Source organism: Pinirhizobacter sp. (assembly GCF_035317885.1).
Lineage (GTDB): Bacteria > Pseudomonadota > Gammaproteobacteria > Xanthomonadales > Rhodanobacteraceae > Pinirhizobacter.
In genome coordinates, this window is sequence record NZ_DATHFX010000283.1 from 1 (window position 1) to 18344 (window position 18344).

General features: G+C 65.1%; 16 protein-coding genes and 1 pseudogene. 6 read left to right on the top strand and 11 right to left on the bottom strand.

Features of this window, described 5'->3' with window-relative positions:
• Window positions 1-46 precede the first annotated feature (46 nt).
• Entirely contained in the window at window positions 47-2545 is a 2499-nt protein-coding gene (locus VK519_RS09130) for a sensor domain-containing protein (protein ID WP_324349209.1), read from the bottom strand.
• A gap of 59 nt (window positions 2546-2604) precedes the next feature.
• A complete protein-coding gene (locus VK519_RS09135; protein WP_324349210.1) occupies window positions 2605-3732 on the bottom strand; it encodes a hypothetical protein in 1128 nt (375 codons plus the stop codon).
• A 136-nt stretch (window positions 3733-3868) separates the two neighbouring features.
• Between VK519_RS09135 and VK519_RS09140 the strand changes: the two genes are divergently transcribed.
• On the top strand, window positions 3869-5152 hold the full coding sequence (locus VK519_RS09140) for an acetyl-CoA C-acetyltransferase (RefSeq protein ID WP_324349212.1): 1284 nt from the start codon (window positions 3869-3871) through the stop codon (window positions 5150-5152).
• A gap of 24 nt (window positions 5153-5176) precedes the next feature.
• Window positions 5177-5392, top strand: coding sequence for a hypothetical protein (locus VK519_RS09145; RefSeq protein WP_324349214.1), 216 nt, complete (start codon window positions 5177-5179; stop codon window positions 5390-5392).
• Here VK519_RS09145 and VK519_RS09150 read toward each other — a convergent pair.
• Genes VK519_RS09150 through VK519_RS09170 form a run of 5 tightly spaced genes read right to left on the bottom strand, consistent with a single transcriptional unit; the run spans window position 5389 to window position 9252 of the window.
• Window positions 5389-7260 carry a phospholipase D-like domain-containing protein gene (locus VK519_RS09150; protein WP_414692722.1) on the bottom strand — a complete coding sequence of 624 codons (1872 nt, stop codon included), beginning with the start codon at window positions 7258-7260 and terminating at the stop codon, window positions 5389-5391. The two genes, VK519_RS09145 and VK519_RS09150, sit on opposite strands and share 4 nt — an antisense overlap.
• A 38-nt stretch (window positions 7261-7298) precedes the next feature.
• Entirely contained in the window at window positions 7299-7862 is a 564-nt protein-coding gene (locus VK519_RS09155) for a YceI family protein (protein ID WP_324349218.1), read from the bottom strand.
• A complete protein-coding gene (locus VK519_RS09160) occupies window positions 7859-8323 on the bottom strand; it encodes a SixA phosphatase family protein (protein WP_324349220.1) in 465 nt (154 codons plus the stop codon). The genes VK519_RS09155 and VK519_RS09160 overlap by 4 nt, the downstream gene beginning before the upstream one ends.
• A gap of 42 nt (window positions 8324-8365) precedes the next feature.
• Window positions 8366-8998: a nucleotide-binding protein gene (locus VK519_RS09165; RefSeq protein ID WP_324349221.1), complete on the bottom strand. Its 633-nt coding sequence runs from the start codon at window positions 8996-8998 to the stop codon at window positions 8366-8368.
• Window positions 8999-9054: 56 nt separating this feature from the next.
• Window positions 9055-9252 carry an antitermination protein NusB gene (locus VK519_RS09170; protein WP_324349223.1) on the bottom strand — a complete coding sequence of 66 codons (198 nt, stop codon included), beginning with the start codon at window positions 9250-9252 and terminating at the stop codon, window positions 9055-9057.
• A gap of 184 nt (window positions 9253-9436) precedes the next feature.
• Between VK519_RS09170 and VK519_RS09175 the strand changes: the two genes are divergently transcribed.
• A complete protein-coding gene (locus VK519_RS09175) occupies window positions 9437-10453 on the top strand; it encodes a hypothetical protein (protein ID WP_324349225.1) in 1017 nt (338 codons plus the stop codon).
• Window positions 10454-10487: 34 nt separating this feature from the next.
• On the opposite strand, the gene speE is transcribed toward VK519_RS09175, so the two are convergent.
• Window positions 10488-11339: a polyamine aminopropyltransferase gene (gene speE, locus VK519_RS09180; RefSeq protein WP_324349226.1), complete on the bottom strand. Its 852-nt coding sequence runs from the start codon at window positions 11337-11339 to the stop codon at window positions 10488-10490.
• Window positions 11340-11624: 285 nt separating this feature from the next.
• On the opposite strand from speE, the gene speA reads away from it, so the two are divergent.
• Both speA and VK519_RS09190 read left to right on the top strand, forming a co-directional pair.
• Window positions 11625-13508 (top strand): biosynthetic arginine decarboxylase, encoded by a 1884-nt coding sequence (gene speA, locus VK519_RS09185; RefSeq protein WP_324349228.1) that lies wholly within the window; start codon window positions 11625-11627, stop codon window positions 13506-13508.
• Window positions 13505-14374 carry an NAD(P)-dependent oxidoreductase gene (locus tag VK519_RS09190; RefSeq protein WP_324349230.1) on the top strand — a complete coding sequence of 290 codons (870 nt, stop codon included), beginning with the start codon at window positions 13505-13507 and terminating at the stop codon, window positions 14372-14374. Before speA ends, VK519_RS09190 begins: the two co-directional genes overlap by 4 nt.
• Before the next feature lie 5 nt (window positions 14375-14379).
• On the opposite strand, the gene VK519_RS09195 is transcribed toward VK519_RS09190, so the two are convergent.
• The 3 genes and pseudogenes from VK519_RS09195 to VK519_RS09205 all read right to left on the bottom strand — a co-directional run.
• Window positions 14380-15114, bottom strand: coding sequence for an SPOR domain-containing protein (locus VK519_RS09195; protein ID WP_324349232.1), 735 nt, complete (start codon window positions 15112-15114; stop codon window positions 14380-14382).
• Window positions 15114-16802, bottom strand: coding sequence for an arginine--tRNA ligase (argS, locus tag VK519_RS09200; RefSeq protein ID WP_324349233.1), 1689 nt, complete (start codon window positions 16800-16802; stop codon window positions 15114-15116). The genes VK519_RS09195 and argS overlap by 1 nt, the downstream gene beginning before the upstream one ends.
• Window positions 16803-17257: 455 nt before the next feature.
• Window positions 17258-17416, bottom strand: a pseudogene (locus tag VK519_RS09205) (JAB domain-containing protein); the annotation flags it as partial.
• Between the two features lie 235 nt (window positions 17417-17651).
• On the opposite strand from VK519_RS09205, the gene VK519_RS09210 reads away from it, so the two are divergent.
• Window positions 17652-18344: hypothetical protein (locus tag VK519_RS09210; protein WP_324349234.1), on the top strand; the 693-nt coding region annotated here is incomplete at its 3' end.

An 18344-nucleotide genomic window follows, 5' to 3' on the forward strand; every position in this document is an offset into this window, starting at 1 on the left:
TGGGCATGGAGCGTTGCGACTACGCGATGCTCGAGCAGATCTTCAGCTAGAAATACTCGTCCATGCGGTCGTCGGCGGCAGCGAGGAGCTCGGCGAATTCGGCAGGCGGCATGGGCATGCCGTAGAGGAAGCCCTGCATGACGGGGCAGCCGGCTGCCAGCAGGTATTGGGCCTGGTCGGTGGTTTCCACGCCTTCGGCCACCACGGTCTTGTCCAGGCTGTGGGCCAGGGCGACGATGGCGCCGGTGATGGTGGTGCTCTGGTGGTCGGCGCCGATGTCGCGGATGAAGGCGCGGTCGATCTTCAAGGTGTCGATGGGGAAGTGCTTCAGGTACGACAAACTGCAATAGCCGGTGCCGAAGTCATCCAGTGACAGCTTCACGCCAAGCTTCTTGATCCGCTGCAGCAGGTCCGGCACGTGGCCGTGGCCGGACATCACCATGCGCTCGGTCAGTTCCAGTTCCAGCAGCACCGGCGGCAGGCCGGTGTCGTCCAGTACAGCCACTAGCGTCTCGAAGAAGCGCGTGTGCTGGAACTGCACGGCCGATACGTTCACCGACACCGGCACGCGCTTGTACACCGCGCGCCATTTCTCCGCCTGCTCGCAGGCCCGGCGCAATACCCATTCGCCGATCATCACGATCAGTCCGGCTTCCTCGGCAATGGGGATGAATTCCTCGGGGGAATACACTTCTTCGCCGTCCACGATCCAGCGCAGCAAGGCCTCGGCGCCCACGATCCAGCCGGTGCGCACGTCCACCTTGGGCTGGTATTGCACCGATAGTTCATTGCGAACCAGCGCCTTGCGCAACGCCATTTCGATCGCCGCATGCGCCGCGCCGCGGTGGCGCATGTTGGTGCTGAACATGCGATAGCCGTTGCGGCCTTGCTGCTTGGCCTCGTACATCGCCGTGTCGGCGTTGTGGATCAGGTTTTCAGCGTCCGTGGCATCGTCCGGGCACAGGCTGATGCCGATGGAGAAGTTCACCGACAAGTCCGACACTTCCGTGGACACGGCCTGGTTCACGCGCTCGAGCAACCGCTCGGCCACGCCCACCGCTTGGGCGGCATTGTCTACATGCGGCAGCATCACCACGAATTCATCGCCGCCCAGCCGCGAGACGATGTCGTCTTCGCCGATCTCGCTGCGGATCAGCTGCGCCACGGCTTTGAGCAGCCGATCGCCGGCCTTGTGGCCGAGCACATCGTTCACCTGCTTGAAATGATCGATGTCGATGAACAGCGCCGCCACGCGCCGGTGCCGAACCAGGGCGTCGGCGATGGCCTGTTCCATCCGCGATTGCAGCACGTTGCGGTTGGGCAGGCCCGTGAGCGTGTCGTGGTTGGCCAGGTGCGCCATCTTCATCGCCAGCGCGCGTGTTTCGCTTACGTCATGAAACACCAGCACGCCGCCGATCACGCGCCCGCTGTTGTCGTGGATGGGCGCGGCGGAATCTTCGATCGGGCTGTCGAAGCCGTTGAGGTGAATCAGCGCGGTGTCGCTGGCCAGCCCCACGATATGGTTGCCCTTGATCGCCGCCTGCAACGGATTGTCGACGGGTTCGCCGGTGTTGACGTCGCGGATGCGGAATACATCGTCCATCGACCTTCCCAGCGCATCGGCATGGGTCCAGCCGGTCATGGCCTCGGCGATGGGGTTGAGCGAGGTGATGCGAAGCTCAAGATCGGTGGTGATCACCGCGTCGCCGATGGATTTGAGCGTTACCTGGGCCAGCTCGCGCTCGTGGAACAGCGCCGCTTCCGCCGCCTTGCGTTCGCTGATGTCCTGGATCTGCGAGACGAAATACAGCGGGTCGCCCTCGGCATCGCGCACCAGCGACACGCTCAGCATCGTGTGCACCGTGTGCCCATCGCGATGGAAATAGCGTTTTTCCATTTGGTAGGCTTCGCGTTCGCCCGCAATGAGCTCGCCGAGCAACTGCAGGTCGGTGGCCAGGTCATCCGGGTGGGTGATCTCCTGGAAGGTCTTGGTCACCAGGATCGCCGGGGTGTAGCCGAGCATGCGGCCCAGTACACCGTTCACCTGCATGAAGCCACCGTCCGGCCGCACCAGCGCCATGCCGATGGAGGCATGTTCGAAGGCGCCCTCGAAGCGCGACTGGCTTTCCTTCAATTGCAGTTCGAGCTCGTGGCGCACGGTGATGTCCACCACCATCACGATCACCCCGCGCACGCTGCCGTCGGGGGCAAAATCGGGTGTGTAGCTGCCGCTGACGTAACGCTCGTGGTCGTCGAAGGGGATGTAACGCTCGAAATGGGCCTCTGTGCCGGCAAAGGCTTTGTCCATGTCTTCTTCGACCATGGCGTAGCGCTCGGCGCCCAGCACGTCGGCCACGGTGCGGCCGATCATGTCTTCAGGCTCGGCCACCATCCAGCGTTGGTAGGACGGATTGGCGTACAGATAGCGGCGTTCGGGATCCAGGTAGGCCACCAGGCCCGGCAGCACCGACAATACCTGGGCCGTCAGGTCACTTGCGGTCCACGCGAGGTGGTCGTTCCCGTCCCGGGGTGGAAGCCGGCCCATGATCTGTTTTTCACCTGCCCTTGAGGTATTTGCAGCGTAGCTGCTTTGGGCAGGGCCGGCTAATGGACGGACGCCGCCGGAACGGCCAGGCGCCGCCCCGGTGCAAGGAACAATGTGCCCAGGTCGGTGATCGTTTCGTCCGCGTTATATCGGGCGTGAAGCGCCTGCAGCATGGTTTCCATGGCGTCGCCCGCCAGCGGGAAGCCGTGGGCAAGGATCCTGGGCTCAGCCGAGCCGTGTGTTTGCGCGACCGTCACTGCCACCACGCCCAGGCCCCGGGCCTGGTGGGCAAACAGCCTGGGTTTGCCGAAGGTGGGATTGGGATCGTTCACCGCTTCCATCGCGTAGCCGACGGTGGGCGCCGTGCCCTCGAATCCGAAGGCGATGCCATGGGCATTGAGTACGGCTGAATATTGCCGAAGTTCGAACAGGATGCCTGCCAGTTGATGCGCGGCATCGTCGGTGCCGTTGTCGGCAGTTCCGGCAAACCAGGCGGCCAGCGGCGGCGCCGATACTCGCCCGGCGCCGTAGTGCAGGGGTAGGCCGCGCAGGGTGAGGGTGGACTCTTCTTTATAGGGCGTAAGCAGCGCCGCCTCGAGCAGGGTCCACATCGGGGCCAGGTTGACGTGCTCGTACTGCACGCACGTCATGGCCATCACGTCGTTGCGGCTCAGGTACCGGGCGTGCTCGAAGCGCACGCCCAGGGTGCGCATGAGGAAATCGGACGTGCGCGCGCCGGCTTCACCGCGGCCGACGAGTTCGGTTTCGATCCGCGCGGCAAGGTCTTCGGCCAGGGCTTCATCGGCCAGTAGGGTCCAGGGCACCAGGCGCATCGGGCCGCCGGCATAGGTGGGGTCGGGCACCAGCGGTTGCGCCGGCATCTGGCCCTGGTTGCTGCCAAAGGCAACAACAGCGGCCTCGCCGGTGACGCGCGGGATGCGCCGGGCGAGTTCATCGAGCGTGGCGTGCACGGGAAAGCCCGGACGCAGCAACTCCACTGCATCGAACAACGCACCGGCCACCGCCAGGCGCGAAGTTTCCACGCCCGGTAGCAGGTTTCGCAGGTCTTCGGCCACCAGGCCTGCCAGTTCCTGGGCTTCCTCACGGGTGAGCATCAGGCGCGACGGCGTCTCGCCCGGAGCCAGCTCCAGGGCCAGCACGGCCGGGCAGGCAACTACGTCATTCACCAGGCAATCCCAACGGGAGTAAACCGTAATTCTATCACTGGGCGTTTTAAGGCTTTCCCACCGGGCTTGCCCGCGTTAGCCTTGGAATCCCCGTCGAACACATGTTCGACCCCAAGGTGGCCGGATCGTCTTGAGCATGGAAAAACCGCAAACGCGCGTGGGTGTCGTCGGTGGCGTCCGCATTCCCTTCTGCCGCAACAACACCGCCTACGCTGATGTCGGCAACTTCGGCATGTCCGTCAAGGTGTTGGGCGCCCTGGTCGAACGCTTCGGCCTGCATGGGGTGGAGCTGGGCGAAGTGGCGATGGGCGCGGTGATCCGCCATCCATCGGAATGGAATCTCGCCCGCGAGGCGCTGCTGTCGTCGGGCCTGGCCCCGACCACGCCGGGCATCACCACCGCCCGCGCCTGCGGCACGTCGCTCGACAACGCCATCATCATCGCCAACAAGATCGCCACCGGGCAGATCCAGGCGGGTATCGCCGGCGGCTCGGACACCACCAGCGACGTGCCCATCGTCTATGGCACGCGGCTGCGCAAGCGCCTGCTGTCGGTCAACCGCGCCAAAACGGTCAAGGAAAAATTCCGGGCGGCCACGCGCGGCTTCTCGTTCAGGGAACTGAAGCCCTCGTTCCCCGGCGTGGCCGAGCCGCGCACGGGTAAATCCATGGGCGACCATTGCGAGCTGATGGCCCGCGAATGGCACATCGAGCGCCAGGCGCAGGACCGCCTGGCCATGCAGAGCCACCAAAAGCTCGCCGCGGCCTACGACGCCGGCTTCTTCAACGACCTGCTGGTGCCCTTCCGCGGCTTGAAGCGCGATGGCTTCCTGCGGCCGGATACCTCGATGGAGAAGCTCGCCACGCTCAAGCCCGCCTTCGACAAGACCACCGGCCAGGGCACGCTTACCGCGGGCAACTCCACCGGGCTTTCCGACGGCGCAGCCGCAGTACTGCTGGCCAGCGATGCATGGGCGGCCGAGCGCGGCCTGAAGATCCAGGCGTACATCACCCATAGCGAAGTGGCGGCGGTGGATTTCGTCCATGGCGAAGGCCTGCTGATGGCGCCCACCGTGGCCGTGCCGCGCATGCTCGACCGCGCGGGGCTCACCCTGCAGGATTTCGACTTCTACGAGATCCACGAGGCCTTCGCTGCCCAGGTGCTGTGTACCTTGCGCGCGTGGGAATCGGAAGACTACTGCCAGCGCCGCCTGGGCCGCCCGGCCCTGGGTTCGATCGACCCGGCGAAGATCAACGTGAATGGCTCGAGCCTTGCCGCCGGCCATCCGTTCGCCGCCACCGGAGCGCGCATCGTGGCGACCCTGGCAAAGCTTCTGGAACAGAAGGGCTCGGGCCGTGGCCTGATCTCGATCTGTACGGCCGGCGGCATGGGCGTCACCGCCATCCTCGAGCGTCCCTGAGCGGTGGCTCCAACGGTGCCGCGCATGCGTTTTACCTTCGGCTTCAGCCTGCTGGTGCTGATGTTTGGGGTCACGGCCACCGCCTGGCTCACCGAGCTCACCTACGGACCGCCCCAGGTGGAGCGGCGCCGCGTGTCGTTGCGTTCGCCCATGGCGCCCCGTGCGGCCGTACCGCCGTTGCCGATGCCCGCACTGGCGCCCAAGCGCCTCTACCCCGTACAGCGCACCATCGATCGCTAAAGGATGCCGGAGGACGCCGATCCGAACGCGGTGAGCAGCCGGGTGTAGATCATCTTCAGCGACAGGTTCACTTCCGGGAAATCGCCCACCGCGTGGTAGCACTGGAAGAACTGCGCGTCGTTCGGCCGCTTGGGCATGCAGCCCGGGTTGAGGTCGTAGTTGGTGGTGTAGCGGAACGGCCACAGGTCGAACAGGGGCAATTTCTCCGAAATATCCCCCAGCGCCTCGCTGATCTGCCCCAGCACCGGGATGGTGGGTTTGCGCGGCGCCACCACCCAGGCGTTCGCCGGCTGCGTGTCGCTCATGATCGACGCGCGCAGTGCATCGGCAAACGAACGGTCGTACACCACCACGCCCGACTCGGTGTTGTAGTGGTCCGAGCGGGGATCGAAATTGTGCGTGCCGACCATGGCGAAGCTGTCATCCACCACGATGGATTTGGCATGCAGGCCCATGCGCGTGCCGGCGGTACGTAGCGGTGCGGGACGGTTGCGGCGGCCACGGCCGTTGCGGCTGCCGAAGAAGCCCGGTTCCTCGCTGGGCGAGGCGTGCGGTCGACCACCGGACGGCGCGTGGAACACGTCGTAGCTCACGCCCTCGTCGGTATCGGGCATATCCGCAACCTGCGGCTTCATCTCGTAGATTTCGAAGCCGTACTTGGTGAAATACGTCTTCCGGTGTTTGTACGAGATGGCATACACCGCGAATGCATCGGTGGAGGCCAGCGAGTTGGTCGATACCACCACCCGCGGTGCGTCCTCGCGCTTGTGCAGCGCGCGGAAGAGCTTCTTGGCGCGGGTGCTCAACACGAGGTAAGGGGTTTGCAGCACCACCTCGCGGCGCGCATTGGTGATCATGCCCATGATGCGCCGGGTGAGCTCGCGGTCCTCGCGCTCGGCCGGCTTCTCTGTTTTGCCGGGCAGGTCCGAGAGGTAGTCCACGCGGCCTACGGCAATGGAATTGGCCACCAGGTGTTCCTGCATCCACCGCGGGTCGCCGGCTTCGGCCAATGCGTCGTTCACGCGGTCGGGCCGCGAGTATGCCGGTTCCACCCAGCGCGGTGCGTCGGGCCCGTCGCTGCGGATCTGCCGGTTCACGTCGCGCAGGTGGGTCAGCGGCACGCTGCGCTTGTGGTTCCAGAAGGTTTCGAAGCTTGCCGCCATGGTCCGCGCCACCGGGCCGCCCACGATGACGTCGCGGTCTCGGTAGTCGAATTCGTCGTTCCAGTCGAAGTAGCGGTCTTCGTAGTTGCGTCCGCCGGTAATGCCGATGGCGTCGTCCACCACCACCAGCTTGTTGTGCATGCGCTGGTTGAAGCGCAGGAAACAGCACACGACGCTGGCGGCGAACTCCAGCGGCGGCGTATGCGCCTTGCGGAAGGTGGGGTTGTACAGGCGTACCTCGAAGTTGGCACGGGTGCGCGCCAGGGTAGCCAGCAGTTTTGCGTCGCCGAAGGAGAACAGCTGGTCGGCCAGGATGCGTACCTTCACGCCGCGCGCGGCGGCTTCCACCAGCTGGTCGAGGATCAGCTTGCCGGCGTCGTCCTGCTGCCAGATGTAGGTCTGCACGTCGATGCTGTGGCGGGCGCCGCGAATCAGGTTCAACCGGGCCACCAGGGCCGATTCACCGTCCTCGAGCAGGCCGATGGCGTGGTGGGGAGCGTCAGCGGTGGAGGACGCAAGCTCGGCGTTGGCCTGGTCCAGCAGGGCGGAGGGTGCCGCGCAGTTGTCCGGCTGGCTGCAGGTGGGCACCGGGTCCTGCGCCTGCATCACGATCGCATCGGCCTTGCGGATATTGGCGTGCGACAGCGTGCACCCCTGCACAAGCGCAGCGGTGGCCAGCAGAAGGGCAAGAGCGATGCGGCGCATGGGCGCCATCATAGCCGGGCAAGATGCGCTTGCTGTGTCTACGGACCGATGGTGATCGACAGGCCCAGCTCGACCTTGTCGGCCAGGGCGCCGCGGCGCCCGCGCATGTCGAAATCGGTGCGGTCGATCGTGCCCAGGGCCTGCAGGTTGCAGCCGTTCAGGTGGGTCGCCGTGCAATCCGACCGCAGGATGGTGAAGTGCACCGGCTGGGTCACCCCGCGCATGGTCAGCCGGCCGTCGAGCCCGTCGCCGTTGCCCAGGGCATCCAGGGGGATGCGGGAGGAGACGAAACCGATCGAGGGATAGCGCTGGGCGTCGAAGAACTCAGGCGCCAGCACCCAGTTGCGGAAACGGGCGGAGTCCATTTTCAGGCTCTGAACGTCGATGGCCGCCTGCACGACCGCGCGGCCGTCGTCGGGGTCGACGTCGATGGTGCCACGGATGCGCTCGAACACACCGGTCACCTTCGACACCCACAACAGCCGCACGCCGAACTCCGCGCGCGAGTGCGCGTCGTCGATGTGCAGCGGGCCTTTGATGGCAGCCGCGGACGCGACGCCGGAAAGCAGCAGGGCCACGAACGGCCCCGCGCGGTATTTCATGGCGACCAGAAGGCCTCCAGGGTGGCCGACCCCGGTTCCAGCGGGCCGGGGGCTACGCGCAGGCGGGCCAGGGCGCCGGGCGGCATGCCGCGGTAGTCTTCCGACCGGCCTTCCACCAGCAATGCAACGAGTTGTTCGATGCCCGGGTTGTGGCCTACCAGCACCAGGGTGATGGCGTCCTGGTGCTGGTCGATCAGGGTGAACAGGGTGCCGGGGGTGGCGTCGTAGATGTCCGGGGCCAGGGTGAGGGGAAGGTTGGGCAGGGCAAGTTCGGCCGTCTGCTGGGTACGCCTGGCCGGGGAGCACAGCACGCGGTCGATGCTGAGTTTGTGGTCGGCCAGCCATCGGCCCGCTGCGATGGCCTCGGCATGGCCTCGTTCGGACAGTTGTCGGTCGCGGTCGCTTTCGCCAGCGCAGAGCTCTTCGGTTTCTGCGTGGCGCAGGAGGATCAGTTCACGCATGGTGTTTTCCTTCTGGTTCGTCTTGCGTGGGAGCGTGGTGCCTTAGCTGCTGCGCTTGATCCATCGCAACAGCTTGCTCCAGTCGTCCTGGTGGCCACGGACATTCTCGGAGTGGTAATCGAAGATGCCTTTGCCCAGGGCGGTAAGCAGCACATAGGCCTGGCTGTCGCGCAGTTGCGCCACCACCGGGAAGGGGGATGACTCGGCCAGCTGCACCATGGCGTCCTGGCTGGCGTTGGTCCATGGTTTCAAGCGATTTCCCACCAGGGCAACCGGCAGCTTGCCACGACGCACGCGCGGAATTCCGTGCAGCAGTTTGAGGAAATCGGTGGTGGCGTCCAGGTCGAAACTCGATGGCAGCACCGGCACCACCAGCACGCTGGCCTGCTCGATGTAAGGCTCGAGTTCTTTCTCGGTGACACCGGCGGGGGTGTCGACGATCGCGACGTCGGTATCTTCGGGAAGCTTGTCCAGTGCCCGGCGGCCGCCGTCCACCGCCAGCACGCCGGGGACGTTCTCCGGCCTTCGGGCCGCCCAGCGGTAACTGGATTGCTGCCGGTCGGCGTCGACGATGGCCACGCGCTTGTTGGCCTGGGCGTAGTGCGACGCCGCCTGGGTGACTACCGTGGTCTTGCCGCAACCGCCCTTACTGCTTGCTACCAGCATCGTCAGCATCGGAAAAAGACCTTGCCTGGGAAGGTACCTTCAAGCCTACCGGGTTCGACGCGGCGCTAGAAGAATTTCCCCCTCGCACGGGGCATCACCACGATGATCAGGGTGGCGATGGGGCCAAGGATCAGCGACAGCAAGAACCAGAGGGCACCACTGCGGTTCTTGCCCTGGGCCAGCCCCGCATTGATGAGGGCTAGGGTGCCCAAGCCGACAAACCAGGGCGCTGGCGTCGAAGTGAAGGCGGTAAAGGGTTCCATGGAACGCTCCTGTTCTGGGGCAGGATTCGTGGGGCAGGCGGCGGGCACAGACTGGCGGAGGCGCCCACATCGCCTGGAGCGAAACCCGATAGTAGCAAGGGTCTTCTTCACATATGCGATACCCCACTGGCCCCACCGTTCAGAAATGACCCGTATCCTTGCGGTTTTGCCCCGGAGTTGCGCCATGCGCGGATTGCGCCCCCTTGCCCTGGCCCTTGCCTTTGCCACCGCGGCGCTGCCCCTGGCCGCCTCCGCGGAGAAGGCGCTTGCGCCGAAGGATCGCCAGGCCGCACTGCTTAAATTCCAGCAGGATCTGGCCAGCGTGCTGGCCCTGCGCACCGAGGCCCAGCCGCTGCTGGGTGCTGCCCTGCTGGCCCGGCCGTTGGCCCGGCCGCCTGAAACCCTGACCTATCACACCTTGCTGGAGCGGGCCGCCCGCGGTGATGGTGCAGGTCCCTCGGTGACCTGGGCGCAGCTTGCCGATTGCGATGGCAAGGCGGGCTCCTGCCCGAATGCCGATGCCATGGCCAGCCTGAAGCAGCAGGTGCCGGGCAATGCCGCGGTGTGGATGCTGGCGCTGGGCCGCGACCTTGCCGCAGCCAAGGATGCCGACGCTCGGGCCGACCTCACCCAGGCTGCGCAGGCAAAAACCTACGACGACTACCTCGGCAGCAGCCTGCAGGCGCTGGCCCGCACGGTAAGCCAGTTACCGCCGCCGCCGGAAACCTACGACCCGCTGTCCGGTGCCGGCAGCGCTGGCGTGCAGCTGACCATCGTCTACGGCCTGGGCGCCACCCAGCCATTGCCGGCTTTCCCGGCCACGGCGCGATATTGCGAATCGCACAAGGACGACGAAGGCATCCGCAACGACTGCCTGGGCCTGGGCAAGGTACTGGAGTGGGGTTCCAGCCCGCTTGGGCGGTCGCTGGGTTTGCATCTTCGCGAGGTGCTGTCGCCCGATGATGCCCAGCAGGCCGATGCCCGCCGGGCCAGGGTGAACCTGGTGTGGCAGATGCAGAACTTCGCCCAGCTCAATGTACGGGCGCAGGGTGAGAAGCCGGTGGCCCAGAAGCTGCTGATGCTGGCGCGGAACGGCGGCACCGAGATGAGCGTGGTGCTGGCCGCCCTCAACGCCTACGGCATCCCGGCCGAGGCGCCGGCAGGCTATGCCCCGGCACGCCCGAAGCCGGGGTCAGAGTAATAACTCTGACCCCCACCCGCGAAACGCTGAAGGGTTAGTCCCCCAGCGCTTCGCGCATGAATTCCGGCTGGGCCAGCGCACCCCTGTGGGTTTCGGCGTTATAGTACTTCGTGGCGAAGTTCTTCGAGATCGCACCACGCTCGCGGAAGCCGCCGAGGTCCGCGCCCTTGCGGGCCATGGTGCAGCTCCACCAGCCGGTGGGGTAGCACGGCTGCGGGAAGGGCAAGGTACGCACGGCGCCGAAGCCCGAGGTGCGCATGGCCGAGCGCATGGCCTTGATCAGCTCGATATGGGCCAGCGGCGATTCGGACTGCTGAACCAGGATGCCGCCGTGGCGCAGCGCCTTGTAGCAGGTGGAGTAGAAGGACGCGTTGAACAGGCCCTCGGCCGGGCCGACCGGGTCCGTTGAATCGACGATGATCAGGTCGAGCGATTCAGGCTCGGCCTCGGCCATGTACTTGATGCCGTCGATGAACAGAAGTTGCGCGCGCGGGTCGTTGTTGCTCTCGCACAGCTCCGGGAAATATTCCTCGGCCAGGCGGGTGACGCGCTCGTCGATCTCCACCTGCACCGCCGATTCCACTTCCTCGTGCTTGAGCACTTCGCGCAGGGTGCCGCAGTCGCCGCCGCCGATGATCACCACGCGCTTGGCGCGGGCGTGGGTGAACAGCGCCGGGTGGGTCATCATCTCGTGATAGAGGAAGTTGTCGCGGCTGGTAAGCATCACGCAACCGTCGATCACCATCAGGTTGCCCCAGTCGGTGGTCTGGTAGATCTCGATCGTCTGGAAGGGCGTTTTTTCTGCATGAAGCAGACGCTCGACACGAAAACCGATGGAGGAACCGGAGGCCTGGTGGGCTTCGGTGAACCAGCTGAGCTGCGACATGACGCGATCCCGGGGAAGGAGGGTGAAAACGCCCATTGTACCGGCTTATGACGCCCTGCTCCCCGTCGAATTCATCGTAACCGGGCCGGCAGTCCCATTCCGTTGTCATCCTGCGTCGTTACAATAGGCGGCCCGGGCCTGCAGCCCGGGTACATCCTGGACGGCCCCGCGGCGTGCGAGGCTCCCGGTCGCCAGGCATGTTTCGTCTAGGCTCGCCGCTGCGACGCTATAAATTTCCGGCCCAAGGCACGCCGGGAATCCGATAACGACGAGGAGAGAGGGCCGATGGGTACTTCCTGGGACATCGACCGCGCGCGGCAGACCTACGCCGTGCCGTACTGGAGCGACGGTTACGTCGACGTGGACGCTGCCGGGCATCTGGTGATGCAGCCGCACGGGCCCGGTGGCCCGAAGCTGAACCTGCCGGCCATCGTCGACGCCGCCCGTGCGCAAGGCCTGCGCCTGCCGCTGTTGATCCGCTTCCCGGACATCCTGGCCGACCGCCTCGCCCGCCTGCAGGCGGCATTCGGCAAAGCCATCGCAAGTACCCGCTATCCGGCCGCCTATACGGCCGTCTATCCGATCAAGGTGAACCAGCAGCGCGGCGTGGTGAGCGAGCTGGTGGCCGCGGGCGAACATGGCTTCGGCCTGGAGGCCGGTTCCAAGCCCGAACTCATGGCAGTGCTTGCGATGGCCCGCCCGGGGAGCCTGGTGGTATGCAACGGCTACAAAGACCGCGAATACATCCGCCTGGCCCTGATCGGCCGCAAACTCGGGCTTTCCATCCATATCGTGATCGAGAAGCTTTCCGAGCTCGAGCACGTGCTGGCGGAGTCCAGATCCCTGGGCGTTGAGCCGTTGCTGGGCGTGCGCGTGCGCCTGGCCTCGATCGGCGCTGGCAAATGGCAGAACACCGGCGGCGACAAGGGCAAGTTCGGGCTTTCGCCCGGCCAGGTGCTGGAGCTGATCGAACGCCTGGATGCCGAAGGCCTTACCCATACCCTGCGGCTGCAGCATTTCCACATGGGCTCGCAGATCTCCAACGTGCGTGACATCTCCGCCGGCATGCGCGAGGCGGTGCGTTATTTCGTGGAGCTGCGTGCGGCCGGCGCACCGATCGACATCGTCGACGTCGGCGGCGGCCTGGGCGTGGACTACGACGGCACGCGTTCGCGCAGTTACAACTCGATGAACTACAACCTCGAGCAATACGCCGCCAGCATCGTCACCCCGCTGGCCGAAGCCGTGGAGCGCCTGGGGTTGCCTGCGCCGCGCATCGTTACCGAAAGCGGCCGCGCCATGACGGCGCACCATGCGGTGATGGTGGTGAACGTGACCGAAGTCGAAGCCGTGCCGACGGGCATGGTGGCTGAGCCGCGCGAGGGTGAGCCGGCCGTGTTGCGCCACCTGCGCGAAACCTGGGCCGAACTTGGCCAGCGCCCGCCGCTGGAGTTGTTCCACGAAGCCCAGCACCACCATGCCGAAGGCCTTTCGCTGTATGCCGAAGGCCACCTGGGCCTGCGCGACCGCGCGCAGCTGGACGACATGTACTACGCCATTGCCAGCGCCGTGCGTCCGCGCCTGCTGCCCACCGAGCGAGCGCACCGCCAGGCGCTGGACGAACTGGACGAAAAACTCGTCGACAAGTACTTCGTGAATTTCTCGGTGTTCGAATCCATTCCCGACGTCTGGGCGATCGACCAGATCTTCCCCATCGTGCCGCTGGCGCGCCTGGATGAAGAACCCACGCGCCGCGGCGTGATCGCCGACCTCACGTGCGATTCGGACGGCCGCATCGACAACTACGTGGATGCCGAGGGCGTGGATGTGAGCCTTCCGCTGCACAGCCTGCGCGATGGCGAATCGTATTGCCTGGGCATCTTCATGGTGGGCGCGTACCAGGAAACCTTAGGGGACATCCACAACCTGTTCGGCGATACCGATGCGGTAAACGTGCGCGCCGGCGCCGATGGCTTCGAATTCGCCCACGTGCGCCATGGCGACACCACCGACCTGATGCTTGATTACGTGGGTTACGACCTGTCGGCCCTGCGCCAGGCCTATCGGGACAGCCTGGCCGCCGCCGGCGTCACCGACCCTGGGCTGTTCGACGAACTCAACGCCGGCCTTACCGGTTACACCTACCTTGCCGAGGACATCCACTCATGACCCTGCGTGCTTCTTTCATCGGCCTGGGCGCCATGGGCGCGTCGATGGCGCGCCACCTGCACGAGAAGGGCCTGCTGGTGGCGGTGGGTAACCGCACGCAGCAGAAGGCCTACGATCTCGCCGGCGACCTGGGCGTGGATGCCCCGTCGATCGAAGGCATCGCATCCATGAGTGACGTGGTAGCGCTATGCGTCACCGCCGACCAGGACGTGCTGGACAACGTCGCAGCCCTCCTGCCGCACCTGCGCGAAGGATCGGTGGTGGTCGACCACTCCACTGTCGCGCCCGCCACCGCGCAACGCGCGGCACAGATGCTGGCGGAAAAAGGCATTGCCTTCCTGGATGCGCCGGTGTCCGGCGGCGTGGAAGGCGCGCGCAACGGCAAGTTGTCCGTGATGGTCGGCGGCGATGCCGCGGCGCTGGAAAAAGCGCGGCCCGTGCTGGAAGCGTATGCAGCGAAGGTGACCCACATGGGCGGGGTGGGTGCCGGTCAGTCGACCAAGGCCGTGAACCAGGTGATCGTGGCCGGCATCGCGCAGGCGGTGACCGAAGGGCTGGCGCTGGGCGAAGCGCTGGGACTGGACGCGGAAGCTCTGTTACCCACGCTCGGCGCCGGCGCGGCCGGCAACTGGTTCCTTGAGAAGCGCGGCGCCACCATGCTGCGCAACGAGTTCTCCGTGGGCTTCAAGCTGGCCCTGTTGCACAAGGACCTTGGCATCGTGCGCGGCGTGGCCGTGGACGCGGGCACCGATCGTTCCATCATCGAGAAATCACTGGCCGACTTCGCCCAGCTGATGAGCGAAGGTTATGGCGACGACGATATTTCCGGGCTGATCCGGATCAAGCGCGGCGAGCGCAAGGCCTGAAGGCCTTAGCTGCCTTCCTTCAAGGCGATGGCATTGATGCCCGCCTGCTGCAAACGCTGCTTGGTCGATTCAAGCTCCGTGGCCGACTTGAACGGCCCCAGGCGCACGCGGTTGTAGTTCTGCCCGCCCACCTTCACCGTCTGCACGTTGGCGACGAAACCCTGCAGGGCGAGTTTGGCCTTGAGCGATTCCGCATCGCCAGCGCTGGGGAACGCACCTACCTGCAGCAGGTAACCACCGCTGGCTGACGTTGGCGGCGGCGCGGCAGCCGGCACGGCAGCGACGGTTTCCGTCTTCACGGCAGGCAGGTTGGCGGGCGCCGGCGGGGTGGTGCCCGTCTGCTGCGCCGCTGCGGCGGCCTTCTGCTGGGCCTGCTGCTGCGCGGCCGCCTGCTGACGGGCCTTGGCTTCGGCCTGGGCCTGCGCACTGATCTCCGCATCGGGAATACGCACTTCTTTTTCCGACAGCACGGAATAGAAGTCGTAGGTGGGCTTCTTCGGCTTGTCCGCTTCCGGTGCGGATTCGGCCACGCCAGGATCCGAAGCTTTCTGCGCCGTAGCCTGCGGGTTGGGCGCAGGGCCGTTGGGCCGCTGCAGTGGCAGGAAGGAACCCTTCAGCACCACCGCCATCAGCACGGCGCCGGCCAGGATGCCGATGATGGCCCAGCCCCAGCCGGGCATGCCGCCGCTCTTGTTGCGTACGGCCTGCTTGCCGCGGCCCTTGGTATTGCGTGCTGCCATTACATTCTCTCCGGTGCGCTGATACCCAGCAGGCCAAGCCCGTTGCGAAGGACCTGCCGCGTGGCCAGCGCCAGCGTAACGCGGGCATTGCGAAGGCCGGTGTCGTCAACGATCCACTTGTGCTCGTGATAATAGCTGTGCAGCGCGCCGGCGAGCTCGCGCAAATATTGCGCGACAAGGTGCGGTTCAAGATTCGTGGCTGCGGTTTCCACCACCTCGGGGTAGCGGGCCAGTTCCACCATCAGGGCGGTTTCGTGTTCGCTCTCCAGCTGGCCGAACGCCGCCATGCCGGCTTCACGGTCGTAGGTGAAGCCGCGTTCGGCGAGTTCGTCCATGACGCGGCACACCCGGGCGTGCGCGTACTGGATGTAATACACCGGGTTGTCGTTGCTCTGCGAACGCGCAAGGTCGATGTCGAACACCAGCTGGGAGTCCGATTTCCGCGCGATCAGGAAATAACGCGTGGCGTCGCGCCCTGCCTCGTCGATCAGGTCGCGCAGGGTAAGGTAGGAACCGGCGCGCTTGGAGATCTTCACCTCCTCGCCCCCGCGCATCACCGTGATCATCTGGTACAGCACGTAGTGCGGGTAATCCTTGGGGATACCCTGGTCCAGCGCCTGCAGGCCGGCCTTCACGCGCATCAGGGTGCCGTGGTGGTCCGAGCCCAGCACGGTCACCGCGTCCTGGTAGCCGCGCTGCCACTTGCTCAGGTGGTACGCCACGTCCGGCACGAAATAGGTATAGGTGCCGTCGGACTTCCGCATCACGCGGTCTTTGTCGTCACCGTAGTCGGTGCTGCGCAGCCAAAGGGCGCCGCCTTCTTCATATGTATGGCCGTGCTTGACCAGCTCGCGGACGGTTTCTTCCACCTTGCCGCCGGTGTAGAGCGACGATTCGAGGAAGTACACGTCCATTTCGACGCCGAAGGCTGCAAGATCCAGATCTTGCTCGTGGCGCAACGCCGCCACCGCGAACTCGCGGATGGCCTCGAGGTTATCCACGTCCTTGGCGCCCGTGACGGTGCGGCCATCGGCCTGGACCGATTCGCCGGCCAGGTACGCCCGGGCCACCTCGGCAATGTAGTCGCCGCGGTAGCCGGCTTCCGGCCAGCCGTCGGTGTCTGGCTCGATGCCGCGGGCCCGGGCCTGGACGGAAACAGCCAGGTTCTGGATCTGCACGCCGGCATCGTTGTAGTAGAACTCGCGGCGCACGTCGTGGCCGGTGGCACCGAGCAGGCGAGCCAGGCAGTCGCCCAGCACGGCGTTGCGGCCGTGGCCCACGTGCAAAGGGCCGGTGGGATTGGCCGAAACGTACTCCACGCCCACCATCCGGCCCTGGCCGGCGGTGTTGCGGCCAAAGTCATTGCCCCGGGTAAAAACCTCCGAAAGGAGGCTTTTGTAGGCTTCCCGGCCCAGGAAGAAGTTGATGAAGCCGGGGCCGGCGATCTCCACGCGGTCCACCACCCCGCCCTTGGGCAGGGCGGCAACCAGCGCCTCGGCCACCTCGCGAGGCTTCCGACCTGCTGCTTTTGTAAGCAACATGGCCACATTGGTCGCAAAATCACCATGCTCCCGGCTTCGGGTGCGCTCGACTACGAAGGCGGGCACGGTGGCGTCGGCGGGCAGGGTGCCGGCCGATGTCAGGCTGTCGATGGCCTTGAGCACGAGGTTCCGAAGCTGGTCTTTCACGGCGAGCGCTGGTAGCTGGGGGAACCGGCAATCCTAGCAGACCAGGCCGCCAAAGCCCGGCCGCAAAAGCCTTTTTCGAAACGGCCCTGGCCTGTGGATAACTCTGTGGGCAAGAAGTGCGCCCGTCGCCGTGTCTTGCCGCAGCGCCGCAAGGAAATGCGACCGTCACACAATCGACTCTGTAAAATCAATGAGTTGCAAGATTATGGTGTGGACTGGCTCGAAATAAGTCCGCCAACCTCGCCAAATCGACTTTGTGCATAACTTGCAAAAGGGGCATTCGCCACGGGGTAGAAAGGCCGCCGTCATGTCGATGTCATCGGTCCCCCGCACAATTCTCCTTGTCCGACGCACCTCCCCTGCCAAGGACACCGCCGATTCATCGGATTCTCCCCTCACGATGACGGCAACCACGGCGCGGTGCGGCAACCGCGCCGTTTTTTTTGGGGGCAGGCCTAGACCAGGCCGCGCTGGGCCATCGACACCGGTTCGCCCTCGCCGATCACCAAATGATCGAGGACCCTTACCCCCACCAGTTCCAGGGCCCGGCTCAATGCCCGGGTGATGGCGATGTCCGCCTGGCTGGGTTCGGCCACGCCCGAGGGGTGGTTGTGGGCATTATGTCGCATGCAGTTTTTCGTGTTGCAGTTGCCGAGCTGCTACCCGTGAATTCATGGTGCTGAGCCCTATACCAAGCCAACGACAAATTACCCAACGCGAATTTAGGCTGCTCGCATACTCAAACAAGGGTAGAATGATCATCATAATCAATACATTGAGTCCTTTCTTGGCTTCTTGATTTCCCCCTGCATCAGTGGCTACCTTCGGCTAGCAGCCAAGGCCATTGCTATGATTCATCCGGGTCAAATTAAGACCATTCATCTTCTTCAGATCGACCCTCCAACTCCCCCGCCGACGTCGGCACCGCGAGCGCGTGTTGTTGACGTGCTCCTCGGCGATAAGACCATCCTGCCTGTCTTGTTCATCGGCCCAGTGCCTCACACGGCCGCCGCCGCCTGGACGAACTCGATTCGCCGAAGATCCAAGTACAACACGCTCAAGAACTACCTCTATGACTTGGCACTCCTATTCAAGTGGGAAGCAAAGTCAGGAATTGATCTCGAAGAGCGGTGGCGGCGGCTCGAAGGGCTGAGCCTTGCCGAAGTCGAGAATCTCGGAATCGACCTATCGCTTACGAACGATGATTGCCTCGTGTCGCTGGCAACCTTCTCTCGTCGCGTTGCGTCCATTCGCCTGTATGTCGAATGGCGAATCGGGATGCAAATTGATCTCAACATCCATGACTTCGAACGAGTCAAGTTCGCGTACTCTCGTCGCGACGCTGTGCTCAGCTACTTCGATAGCTTGGGGATCGATTCCGGCATCGAAGCCCCGCCGATCCGACCGACGACGGTACTAAAGGAGAGCGACCTTGAGGCGCTCGCGCGTGTCACTCATCCAGGCAGCGACGCAAATCCATTCAAGGGACTTAACCTACACTGGCGAAATCACGTTCTCAAGCGAGTCTCTATTGCGACATGG

Excerpts from the sequence above, each read along its gene's own strand:
- VK519_RS09130 (WP_324349209.1), bottom strand. The coding sequence starts at position 2,545 with ATGGGCCGGCTTCCACCCCGGGACGGGAACGACCACCTCGCGTGGACC.
- VK519_RS09140 (WP_324349212.1), top strand. The coding sequence starts at position 3,869 with ATGGAAAAACCGCAAACGCGCGTGGGTGTCGTCGGTGGCGTCCGCATT.
- VK519_RS09145 (WP_324349214.1), top strand. The coding sequence starts at position 5,177 with ATGCGTTTTACCTTCGGCTTCAGCCTGCTGGTGCTGATGTTTGGGGTC.
- VK519_RS09150 (WP_414692722.1), bottom strand. The coding sequence starts at position 7,260 with ATGCGCCGCATCGCTCTTGCCCTTCTGCTGGCCACCGCTGCGCTTGTG.
- VK519_RS09155 (WP_324349218.1), bottom strand. The coding sequence starts at position 7,862 with ATGAAATACCGCGCGGGGCCGTTCGTGGCCCTGCTGCTTTCCGGCGTC.
- VK519_RS09160 (WP_324349220.1), bottom strand. The coding sequence starts at position 8,323 with ATGCGTGAACTGATCCTCCTGCGCCACGCAGAAACCGAAGAGCTCTGC.
- VK519_RS09165 (WP_324349221.1), bottom strand. The coding sequence starts at position 8,998 with ATGCTGACGATGCTGGTAGCAAGCAGTAAGGGCGGTTGCGGCAAGACC.
- VK519_RS09170 (WP_324349223.1), bottom strand. The coding sequence starts at position 9,252 with ATGGAACCCTTTACCGCCTTCACTTCGACGCCAGCGCCCTGGTTTGTC.
- VK519_RS09175 (WP_324349225.1), top strand. The coding sequence starts at position 9,437 with ATGCGCGGATTGCGCCCCCTTGCCCTGGCCCTTGCCTTTGCCACCGCG.
- speE (WP_324349226.1), bottom strand. The coding sequence starts at position 11,339 with ATGTCGCAGCTCAGCTGGTTCACCGAAGCCCACCAGGCCTCCGGTTCC.
- speA (WP_324349228.1), top strand. The coding sequence starts at position 11,625 with ATGGGTACTTCCTGGGACATCGACCGCGCGCGGCAGACCTACGCCGTG.
- VK519_RS09190 (WP_324349230.1), top strand. The coding sequence starts at position 13,505 with ATGACCCTGCGTGCTTCTTTCATCGGCCTGGGCGCCATGGGCGCGTCG.
- VK519_RS09195 (WP_324349232.1), bottom strand. The coding sequence starts at position 15,114 with ATGGCAGCACGCAATACCAAGGGCCGCGGCAAGCAGGCCGTACGCAAC.